Origin of the sequence: Bradyrhizobium sp. CCBAU 11361, assembly GCF_028128935.1 — a bacterium.
GTDB classification, from domain to species: Bacteria; Pseudomonadota; Alphaproteobacteria; order Rhizobiales; family Xanthobacteraceae; genus Bradyrhizobium; species Bradyrhizobium niftali.
In genome coordinates, this window is the sequence record NZ_LBJZ01000126.1 from 1 (window position 1) to 11036 (window position 11036).

An 11036-nucleotide genomic window follows, 5' to 3' on the forward strand; every position below is an offset into this window, starting at 1 on the left:
AACTCGTGACGGACGCATTGTTGATGGCCGTCTGGCGACGCGGCAAGCCGGATGCGCTGTTGCATCACTCCGACCAGGGCAGTCAGGGCGGATTCAAGCGGTCGTCGCAACACCAGTTATTTTCACTCATGATAGTAAGTCGTCAAGCGCCTCCGCGGGCGTTTTCCAACCCAGTGTCTTTCTCGGTCGGGCATTGAGGGCCGCTGCCACAGCGGATATCTCGTCGGCGCTGTGGATGCTCAGGTCAGTGCCTTTCGGGAAGTACTGCCGCAACAAACCGTTGGTGTTCTCGTTAGTGCCACGCTGCCAAGGGCTTTGCGGGTCGCAGAAGTAGACCTGGATACCCGCATCGATCTTGAGACGATCGTGCTGTGCCATTTCGGCTCCCTGATCCCAGGTTAGCGAGCGGCGCAGTTCTTCAGGCAAAGTGATGATGGTGCGCGTGATCGCGTCGCGCACGGCTTCGGCCCATGTCCCGCGAGGGCGGGCCCGTTCTTCGCGCGCGGAGCTTCGCCATGCCCCGCCAACCGTGGAAGGTGCAAGAGCATCGTGAAGCGCGTCGTGCGCTCGACCAGCGTGCCGATTGCCGAGCTGCCAAGACCGAGGATAAGATCTCCCTCCCAATGTCCCGGCACGGCTCGATCGGCCGCTTCAGCGGGGCGCTCACTGATCATGATCTCTGGCGAGACAAAGCCCTTGCCTCGCCTGCGTACGCGCGCTCTTGGCGTCCGTAACACACGCCCTGTTCGCAAGCAGGCCGTCAGCTCGCGGCGTAGCGCCCCACGGCCCTGAACGAAGAGGGCTTGATAGATAGCTTCGTGGCTGATGCGCATCGTCTTGTCGTCCGGGAAGTCGATCGGCAAGCGTCGGGCAATCTGCTCAGGGCTCCAGGCTTTGGCCCATCGCCGATCCTTGCGCGGCCCGTGCCGGCGGCCCTTCCACGGAAGGATCGTGCCCGATGCAGTTGGTCTGGAGATCGAATGCTATATCGCCAACAGGGACATCGGCTTTGTCCACCAAGGCCAGGCCGCAGTGGTCAAGATCGAATCCCTGCCGTTTACACGATACGGCACTGTCGATGCAACGCTTTTGAGCATTCAACACGACGCTATCCCTGAGCCGGACGCGACGCAGACGGAAGAAATCCGATCCGGCCGCTCGAAAATCGAGGATTCGCCGGCGCGCAGCGTACACAAAACCTCGTGTTTCCTGCCACGCTTCGTCCCGAAGTCACGCGCGTGATTGCGGACGGCGCGGCCGTGCCTCTCTCGCCCGGCATGGCCGTAAAGGTCGAAATTAAGACGGGAAGCCGGCGGATCCTCGAATATGTCTTCTCGCCGTCGTCGAGATAACGGCTCAAGCACTCAGAGAACGATAACCGGATCGTCTAACGAATGATGCCGGCCTCGCCCAAGCATGGAGCGGCCTAACCGAAGGCGCTAGAGGCCGAATTCTTCGGGCGAGTCGGATCGCAAAGCGTTAACCCGGGCCAACTCCTGCGTTTTTCTCGATTTCATGTCAGCCCTCCACCGGCTCGTCAGCCCGAACAGCCCAATTAAGACCAGGACGACACCACTTCCGATCACCAGATACGACAGTATCACATCATCCACGGCTGCTGCTTTCGTTTTCGATTTGGCCGCCAAACCTGTCGCTCGCTGATATGCGAGGAGACGCGCCGCCGTTGTCGGCGTGCTCAGCTCGTCATCCTCGCCAACTGTTCCGCGGAGCGAGCAGCACCGCGTTCGCAGACCAATTCTGCGAACCGATTCCCCCCTGCTTTGCCACGCCTCTCAAGCCATGCTTCACTGGCGAGCGCCCGACAAGTACCGAATGGGATATTGCCACCGGAACGCCACAACCTAAAATGACTCACTTTGGCGCTAATGAGTGCCGACGTCGATGTTGCCCACAAGCTTGATTGGGGGCGCCGCGGCCTTTTCTCAGCGGGTACGCCAACGTGCTGTTCAATTCACCGGAATTCTTGTTGGCGTTCCTGCCAATCACGCTGATCTGCACCGCAATCACCCTCAGGGTTGCGGGCCGGCGGGCGGGGCTGATCTGCCTCGGCGCCGCATCGCTGTTCTTCTACTGCTATTGGGAAGTGACATCGCTCGCGATTATCGGCCTCTCGATCGCATGGAATTTCGGGCTCTCGCATCTGGTTGCGCGCAGCCAGAAGCCATCCCATCGGCTTGCGTTCATGTGGCTCGGAGTCGTGGGTAATCTCGCTGCGCTTGGATACTACAAGTACGCGAATTTTGTTCTGGCTAATGTCGCACCCCTGCTCGGTGCGCAGTCAACCGCCGTCGGTGTCGCGCTTCCCCTGGCCATCTCGTTCTACACGTTTCAGCAGATTGCCTTCATGCTCGATATCTACAATCGAAAAATGGACCGCGTGCCTTTTGGAGAATATGCCGCCTCCGTCGTCTTCTTTCCTCACCTGATCGCGGGACCATTGCTTCACTATCAGGACATCGTCTCGCAGTTCAAAAAGCGGTTGTGCGTAAGCGAGGCCACGATTTGGGCTGGGCTCCCGATCTTCGCGGTTGGCCTGGCGAAGAAGGTCGCGATCGCCGACTCCATCTCCACCTATGTCGGCCCGATCTTTGCCCGTAGCGATACGACCCTGCCGGACTTCTTTTCAGCATGGGGCGCGGTGCTCGGCTACACGGCGCAGCTCTACTTCGATTTTTCCGGCTACTCGGATATGGCGATCGGCCTCGCCCTGATGTTCGGCATTACGCTGCCGGTCAACTTCCGGTCTCCCTACAAGGCCATGTCCATCATCGAGTTCTGGCGCAGATGGCACATCACGCTCTCGAGCTTTCTCAGAGACTATCTCTACTTCCCGCTTGGCGGAGGTCGGGTCGGGCTCGCGCGGCGCCACATCAACTTGCTGATTGTCATGCTTCTAGGCGGCCTGTGGCATGGCGCAGCCTGGACGTTGGTCTTTTGGGGCGGGCTGCATGGCAGCCTCCTGATCTTCAACCATTTTTGGCGCGACAGGATTTCACCAAAGCTCGGTCGCCTGGACGCGGCGCTCGCCCCGATCTATGCGGGTGCGACGTTCCTTGCGGTGGTCACCGCGTGGATCTTTTTCCGCGCGCCGAATTTTGCGACCACCCAGCACATCATCCTCGGCATGTGCGGGCAGTCCACGCTCTCGCTGCCCGGCGAGGTCGCCTATCTTTTGGGGGTGGACGAGCTTTTCGGGGTCGAGTGGGGACAGACCCTTCCATTCACAGATTTTGCCATGCTCTGGATCCTGCTCGCCTTCGCGTTCGCACTAATCTGGGGCGCACCAAACACGGCGGAGCTGTTCGGTCTCGACAGCAAAACCCAACTTCGGTCTGATCGGACGGCGGGCCCCTCATTTGCGATCGCCAGCACGACCGGCGTACTGCTCTGGATATCAGCCTTCGGCGTATTCGGATCGGCCCCTTCCGAATTCCTCTACTTCCAATTTTGACGTTAGCTATCCGGCATGCGCCAAGCTTGGCTTACATTGATGGTCGTGGTCGTCCTGACGGCAGTGTGGGAAATTGCCCTGCCTTGGGCGCGGCCATCATATGAGATCGCCTGGATCCAGGCTATCTACGCGCGCAAGGAGACGGCGGCCGCCAGGATCACCGAGCCAAAAGTCGTCCTGATAGGTGGTTCGGCGACCCACTTCGGCTTCTCGGCTGAGCAAATCGGCCACGAGATAAGCGCGCAGGTCGTGAATCTGGGGACACACGCGGGCCTTGGCGCAGACTACATCCTCGCGCGCGCCAAGCGCTCCCTTAAGCGTGGTGACACGGCCGTCCTCGTTCTTGAATATCACCTTCTCAAGGACTCGGCGCCGACCGATATTGCCTCGAGCTTCGTGTCGATGTTCGACCCTCGCTACGCTGCTGAAGCGAAAGCGGCCGAAGTACCTCGTTTCGTCTGGGGGATTTCGCCTCAGCGGCTGCTTTCCGCCACAGTCCAGCGGACCATTCCTTACACGAGTCCGCTTTATCGCGTGGAAACTGTAACTGAGCTGGGCGACGAGACGGCCGGGTCGAATGAGGAGATCACGCCAGCGATGCGCGCCGCGGCACGGTCGTATCCGCCGATCCCTGCACTGAACCTCAGAAGCGACTGGTCGCTTCCGTCGATCAGCTCTTTCGTCCAATGGGCCCACGCGGACGGCGTTACGGTCAAGTATGTCTGGCCACCCATGGTGGGACGTAGCGCCTACGCAACGGACCCGCGCTACTCTGAGCTGTTCAGCGCTATACGGGGTACATTTGAGGGCCTAGCCGTGCCGGTGCTCGGTCAGCCTGCCGACTTCTTCCTTGGCGAAGACGAACTCCTTGATACCTTCTATCACGCCAACCAGCGTGGCCGCCTCAGGATGAGCAATCAGCTCGCGCGGGTTCTGGATCCCCGGGCGGACGATGGTGAACTCCGTATCGGCTCAGGCGCAGTCGCGCCGAGTACGCGCACAGTCTCTCCTTGAGCTGATTACCAAACATTTCTGCCGCTCCCTCCGGCGGCGAGATGCCGACCCGTGACTAATTCCGGGTGATTTGATCTTGGGCGGCAGCCAGACGTGCGGCTTCTTTTAATGCTGCAGCTTTTGTCTTGAAGGGACCGATGTCGTTCTCTCCAATGTCAGGCAACCGGGCAGGGAGGAACCACGAGCCTCCCGGTCTTCCGTAGCTGGCCGTGCTTCGGACTGATCCGATGCCCTCAGCGATGAGCCAGCCAGAATCGATCCCATCCTGTCGCCATGAGGTTTCCGAAATCGTCCGCGTCATTCCTCGATAGAATGGAGATCCTCAGGCTCTGGGGCACGTTCCCGAGTTCTAGCCAGTCGATATAGAACGACAACAAAAGCTCGTCGATAGCGCTCTGAGGGTGATCAAATATGCTTGCAGATCGGCTCCGCTAATTAATCCAGGCCGATGCCGGAAGCGTACTTTAAGAGTCAGGAGGGCCGCCCAGAGGCTGCTATCCCAAATGGGACGGGCGGCAAGTTCTCACCCCTGCTATGTAGCTCGTCCCCATTCTGGCAAGAGCGCGCGGCTTAGCCGTGTCAATCGAGGGCTGGCTGATTCCGATCGGCTGGACGAAAAGCTTCGTGCCGGACGTGACTCAAGCCGAACGTCGCAGGTCAGCCAAGCTCGTGTCGATGGATTTCCAGGCAAGCCCAAAAACGGAGTTCGCGAGGATGGCAGTAACGGTGCCCGAGACCATATCTCCTGCTTCTCGGAAAGGTCTCTTCATTAACCGTTGGAATGGCTGGCCCAATCTGGTCCGTCTGATCACGGGTACCGGGAATGAGCCGGGTGCAAGAGACCTCCGGATCGGGATGATAGATGCCTCTATTGTGGCTTTAGCCCTCGTATTTCCATGGTCAACAACGGCAACCGCGGCGCTCGGGTTTCTCATTTGCCTCGCGATTGCGAGCACCTATTCGGCGCAAGAGATGATCGCCCAGCTGAAGCGTCCTGCTTTGGCGCTTCCCGCCATGCTCCTTGCGCTGGCGGCTGTCGGCGCGGCTTGGGCTCACGGCATCCCCTGGGCGGATCGGCTACACGCCTTTGGAAAAGTCTCGAAATTTATCTGCCTTCTCCCGCTCTTCCTGCACTATCAGCATACCCGCCGCGTGAAATTGGTATTCACAGCTTACGTCGTATCCAATCTCCTCCTGCTTGCGCTCTCATTCCTAGTGTTCCTCTCGCCGGACATCTATAGCGTTGTCGGAGCGAAGGCTCCGGGCGTGCCGTTGAAGAACTACATAGATCAGACGCAGGCCTTCGCGTTCATCGCCGTCGTTTTCGTGGCGCTTGCGGTGGAAGCCGTCCGACAGCGGCAGCGAGGCCAAGCCATATTGTTTGCCGCTCTATCGGTCGTATTCTTTGCTAATCTCGCTTTCGTCAATATCGCGCGGACCGCGTTCATCTATCTGCCGGCCATGCTCGCGCTCGTCATCATCCGCTATGCGCGTGGGTGGTATTCTCTCGCGATCATAACGGCGATTGCTATGCTCGCGGCCGGAGCATGGGCGATGTCGCCCAACCTTCAGGTCAAGATCGCGCGGCTCCTGGGCGAAGTCGACGCGTTCCAGACCAACACCATGTTTGTCAACGGGACCGAGACTGGCGGCGCGGAGCGCCTCGAATTCTGGCGCAAGTCCATCGGTTTTATTCGGTCGGCACCAATCCTGGGACACGGCACCGGTTCGACAAAGGAGCTTTTTGAATCTGAGGCAGCCGGGCAAACTGGCATCATGGCTAAAGTGGTCGATAATCCCCACAATCAGACGCTTGCGGTAGCGATCCAGTGGGGAATTGTTGGATGCCTCGTTCTCTACGCCATGTGGGGCGCTCATCTTCTATTGTTTCGAGGCGCATTCAGCAGGCAGCAATGCGGTGTTCTCGCCTGGATAGGCCTCGTAGCAGTGGCGCAGAACATCGTGAGTTCACTGCTCAACTCACATCTGTTCGATTTCTACCAGGGTTGGCTCTACCTGTTTGCCGTGGCGATAGTCGGAGGACAACTGCAGCGACTGCAAGCACCACCCAGAGTCGACGCCGACCGGATCGCTCATGAACCATCTCGACGCGGAAACCCCCGACCTGCGGGGAGCAGGCCTTGCTGACGCACATTGTTGACGGAATTGTCTCTAACGCAGAGATCGTCGTTGGAGCCGGGCTATTTTGCTGGCTGCTCGAAATGGCGCTTCCAGGCGAAACGCAGAGCGTTGCGTCCCGACTACGAGGAGCCTGATGTGGTGTGTCCCCACGCCGGCATCTGGTGATTGGACTATGGTTTTATCCTTGACCACCAGCCATCAATCCGAATTGATTCTGAGCCATTCCCGAAGGTCTTTCCGGTAGTAACCGAAATGGCAAGCAACGGAGAATACTACAAATTGCCCTGCTGTCCCGTCCAAACCTATACGTTCAGCCACTTGTTGGGCTGTTAGCTCGCGAGTCGGGCAGTATTTCGAGCGCTTCGGCCTGCCTGGACCGAGACCTGCCACATGTCTAGGAAGTCCACGCACGCAGCGCATGATCAAAGTCGCTCGACGGGGACGTTTAGCCGAGCCGTGGTGCTGCGGGAAGGCGTGCGCGTCAAAGCGTAGGTCGTCCGGCGAAATGTCCGCGATGATCGCTGCGGGCACGGCGAGCTATCGACGTGCAAAGGCTTGATCGATTGACAGGGTGCACGACAGCGGTCACTGATATCACTAAGTCGCAGCATTATGATATGATCGGCTTGTCCGAAGCCGGCCACGAACGTCGCCGCCACCATCCTAGAAATCGCAATGAAGCTCCTGCCACAATTGGCTATCATGCAGGCCGTGTCGCAATTCGCAGCCCCATCTAGGATGAGTAATTGCCCTTGCCGAAGATCAAAGCATGGCCAGGGTGGAGAATCCCTGCTCAGGAGAATGCCGCACGTCGAATTCCGCCGATGACTGGGGCAGCGTCACCGAATTAGGTCGGCGGCGCCGATGCCGAGCGGGATTAGCATGGGCGCTAGGCGCGAGGTGTTGGCCGCGGTGGCGGAGCGCTACCGTACGGGAGGGCGAGTTGAGAAGGGACGCTCCTTGATGAATTGACGTTTGACGTCGAACGAGCTTGAGGCGCGTCATCTGACCTTCAGTCTGGCCGTTGGACCATGGGGAAGTGATTGCCGCCAGTAGCGCTCAGGCTTCGACCAGCCGTTGGTTGCTGGCCGTATCGTAGCGACGACGGTCGTTCCGCAACACGCTGAGCGTCTCAAGCCTCAAAGGTTCGTCTGCAGCGATCATCGATGGTGTCCACCTCGTTAATTGTGGACACCTCATCCCATCCGCGCGCTCAACTGCATAGGTGTACAAAAAATATCGCTTACCATCATCGTGCGTGATGTCGTCGATCGTAGGATGTTATCATTCGATGACGAGCTACTCGAAAATCCCATGGCATTCTGACCGGCAAGGGTGATCTCGGGAGATTGCGCTTTTTAGCGGCCGTCGCCATTGACCCTCCGTACTCCTGTTTTGAGCTGTGTCTTGTTCAAGACATCGATGTTGCTAGCGCTACGGCAGGACGCCGTATTCAGCTAGCGCGACGAGAGGCGGCGCATTGTTTTTCAGGACGTTTTCAGAACGTCGTTGGCACGCCGGTTGCTTGAGACGGGGGACCCGCTGCGACCATAACAATGGCTCACTGTTCAGATGAAACTCGCTTTATCGATCCTGATGCTGATGCATCCCCCGCGCGCGCCATCGTGGCGAGTCTCTCATCTCATAATTCGGCTGCGGTTTCCCGGCGAGGTCAGGACGGCGCCGTATCAGGAGTGGGGCGAATGGTGTCAGCCAAAGAGCTCTCGCGCGCCACGACCGAAGCGATGTGCCGTCGGCCGACGTTCGCCAGATCAATCTGCTGGAACTGGGATGCGGAGGCAGTATGGGCGATGGAGGACATGGATTGGCAGGTTCTTGCCGGCCTGCCCGGTCCAAATAACCATACCTTGCCTTCCGCTTCGGGAGCGCGCGGAAGCCGTGCGTCCAGGTCAGAACAACGGCCTCCGGCTTCCACAAAGTGACTTAAACCCGTATTCCTGGAATCAAACGCTATGATTGTGCGTAGCCTGCACGATGTTGAAGCGACCGATCACTTCGTTGATTGGGGCAATGGGACTAGCCACCGCCTCCTGACGGCTAAGGACAGCATGGGCTTTAGCATCTGCCACACCGTAGTGCGCGCTAACACCGTCTCGCTTCTGCAATACCGTAATCATCTCGAAGCCTGCTACTGCATCGCCGGAGAGGGCGAGGTCGAGGACATGGACGGCAATGTTTTCCCCATTCGCAAGGGCGACATGTATGTGCTTGACAAGCATGACAAGCATCTTCTGCGCGGTGGTCGGGGCAAGGACCTGATCCTCGTCAGTATCTTCAACCCGCCCCTCAACGGAACCGAGCGCCACAACCTCAACGACCCGGCAGGCTCGGCATATTGAGCATCCGCCGGAGACCATTGGTTTAATTCATGCTGCCATGGCTGGTTGTTCCAGCATGGCGTAGTAGCGTTGTCCGGCTCGGCCGGCGGACTGTTTGTGATGAGCTCCAGGAGCTGTCAGTGGTTGAACCAATCGACCCATTCGAGGGTGAAATCTACAGCCTCCAACGTGCCGGGAGGCCCGAGCGTTGAGGCAGCACCTCCAACCGCCTGACTATGACAACCCCATCGCCAACGGAGGTGATCGCCTTCCTATTTTGAGCGAAGATGAGGCGCGGAGCATAACTGCGAGCCATGAATTGCTGGCGCCCCAGGAGGATTTTTGGCGACAGCGGCTCGGGCAGTTTAGAATATTGCATCCTCCTTTCCTGTCGTCGTCCGTGGCTCCGGCGCCGCCCGGATGGCGGTCGAGTTCGTGGTTAATTGCAAGAGCTTTGGCTAAGTTGTCGCCACATGATCGCACGGAATACTTGGTAACGGCTTGGCTGATCTATCTCGCCCGCATGACGGGAGAAACAGAGCTTCAACTGGGATGGACGCCTGCATCGGATGGATCGCAAGCTGGCTCCAAAGCGGTGGGGGTGTTGATCTCCTCTGTCGTGCCGATGGAAGTTACCATTGAGCTTGCTGATGATTTTGAAGAAGTGCGCAAAGCGGTAGCGGCCGAATGCGCTCAGCTGAGGGCGCACGGTAGCTTTGCCCGGGATCTTGTCGCGCGCTGCCCGACATTGCGAGGTGTGGAGGCGCTACGCTCGAAACGCCCCTGGCCGATTGGCATCACAATCAGGACAGAGAGCAGCTCCCTCGCTGACGATCTAATGACGAGCCACAGAGCTGGCCCAGCCCTATGCGGCGATTTGCTGACCTTTGAGTGCGCTTCGGATGGGAGCTTCCGCTGGCATTTTGATGCCAGCCGATTAGCGCCGAAGCAGATCGACGGCATGACGCAACATTTGCAAACTTTGTTAAATGGTGTGATGGCCGATGCGGGGCAGCCGGTCGGCCGCATCAACGTTCTCCCGGTCGATGAGCGCACGTATCTACTGGAGGAGTTGAATCGGACGGCGGCGCCTTATCCGTCGGAGCGGTGCATCCATGAGCTGTTCGAGGCGCAGGTGCAAAAGGTACCGGCGGCGGTTGCGGTGGTCTATGAGAACGAGAGACTGAGCTATGGCGAACTCAATGCGCGGGCCAACCGGCTAGCGCATCATCTGATCGGGCTCGGGGTCAAGCCGGACCAGCCGGTGGCGATCTGCCTGGAACGCGGCCTCGCGATGGTGGTTGGTGTCTTGGCGATCCTGAAGGCGGGCGGCGCCTATCTGCCGCTGGATCCGGCCTATCCGTCGGCGCGGTTGCGGCAGATTGTCGATGATGCCGCGCCGCAAATGCTGCTTTGCGATGCAGCCGGCCGCTCCGCACTCGGCGCCGAGGCTGTGGCCGATCTCAGCGTGGTCGACCTCAACACTGCCACTCCGCCCTGGGCCGCGCTGCCTGTCTCCGATCCCGAGCCGCGCACGCTTGGCCTCACATCGCGCCATCTCGCCTATGTCATCTACACCTCAGGCTCAACCGGAACCCCAAAGGGCGTCGAAATGTCCCACGGCTCGCTTGTGAATTCGCTTGCGGGGATTAGCACGTCAAAACTGCGCACACTTCAATTCGCGACCCTGAACTTCGATGTGTCCTGCCAGGAATTGTTCATTTGTTGGAAGGACGGTGGACTGCTCGTGCTCGTGCGGGAAGAGACCCGTACGCACTTCTCCGACTTGCTTGAATTCGTGGAGGGGGAGGCGATCGAGCGGCTTTTTCTCCCATTCGTAGCATTGAACCATTTTGCGGAGGTCTGGAGCGCGCAGCAAGTGCAGCTGCCCTATTTAAGTGAAATTTATACAGCGGGTGAGCAACTGCAGGCCACTCTACCGCTTAGGGCGTTCTTCGAAGCACATCCAAAGGCGAGATTGATCAATCAATACGGGTCCACAGAAATCAGCGTCATTGCCGAGCACCACCTTCCAGCTGACCCATCATCTTGGCCCCAATTGCCTCCCG

The 11036-nt window shown here is 59.0% G+C and carries 6 protein-coding genes and 1 pseudogene; 6 read left to right on the forward strand and 1 reads right to left on the reverse strand.

The annotated features are described in order from the left end of the window. Window positions 1–126 precede the first annotated feature (126 nt). Window positions 127–965: pseudogene (locus XI08_RS10830) on the reverse strand (IS30 family transposase); the annotation flags it as partial. On the opposite strand from XI08_RS10830, the gene XI08_RS10835 reads away from it, so the two are divergent. The 6 genes from XI08_RS10835 to XI08_RS10860 form a co-directional block, all read left to right on the forward strand. Beyond that, complete coding sequence (locus XI08_RS10835; RefSeq protein WP_271574387.1) at window positions 952–1242, forward strand: HlyD family efflux transporter periplasmic adaptor subunit; 291 nt, start codon at window positions 952–954, stop codon at window positions 1240–1242. The pseudogene XI08_RS10830 and the gene XI08_RS10835 sit on opposite strands and share 14 nt — an antisense overlap. A 718-nt stretch (window positions 1243–1960) precedes the next feature. Then, the gene (locus XI08_RS10840) at window positions 1961–3472 is read left to right on the forward strand and encodes an MBOAT family O-acyltransferase (protein WP_271574388.1); all 1512 of its coding nucleotides are present in this window, start codon (window positions 1961–1963) and stop codon (window positions 3470–3472) included. Window positions 3473–3487: 15 nt separating this feature from the next. Next, the gene (locus XI08_RS10845) at window positions 3488–4486 is read left to right on the forward strand and encodes a hypothetical protein (protein WP_271574389.1); all 999 of its coding nucleotides are present in this window, start codon (window positions 3488–3490) and stop codon (window positions 4484–4486) included. A gap of 576 nt (window positions 4487–5062) precedes the next feature. Then, window positions 5063–6634 carry an O-antigen ligase family protein gene (locus XI08_RS10850; protein WP_271574390.1) on the forward strand — a complete coding sequence of 524 codons (1572 nt, stop codon included), beginning with the start codon at window positions 5063–5065 and terminating at the stop codon, window positions 6632–6634. 1967 nt (window positions 6635–8601) lie between these two features. Further along, window positions 8602–8988 carry an ectoine synthase gene (locus tag XI08_RS10855; protein ID WP_271565773.1) on the forward strand — a complete coding sequence of 129 codons (387 nt, stop codon included), beginning with the start codon at window positions 8602–8604 and terminating at the stop codon, window positions 8986–8988. Between the two features lie 442 nt (window positions 8989–9430). After that, window positions 9431–11036, forward strand: a 1606-nt coding sequence (locus XI08_RS10860) for an AMP-binding protein (protein ID WP_271574391.1), incomplete at its 3' end; no start/stop codon positions are given.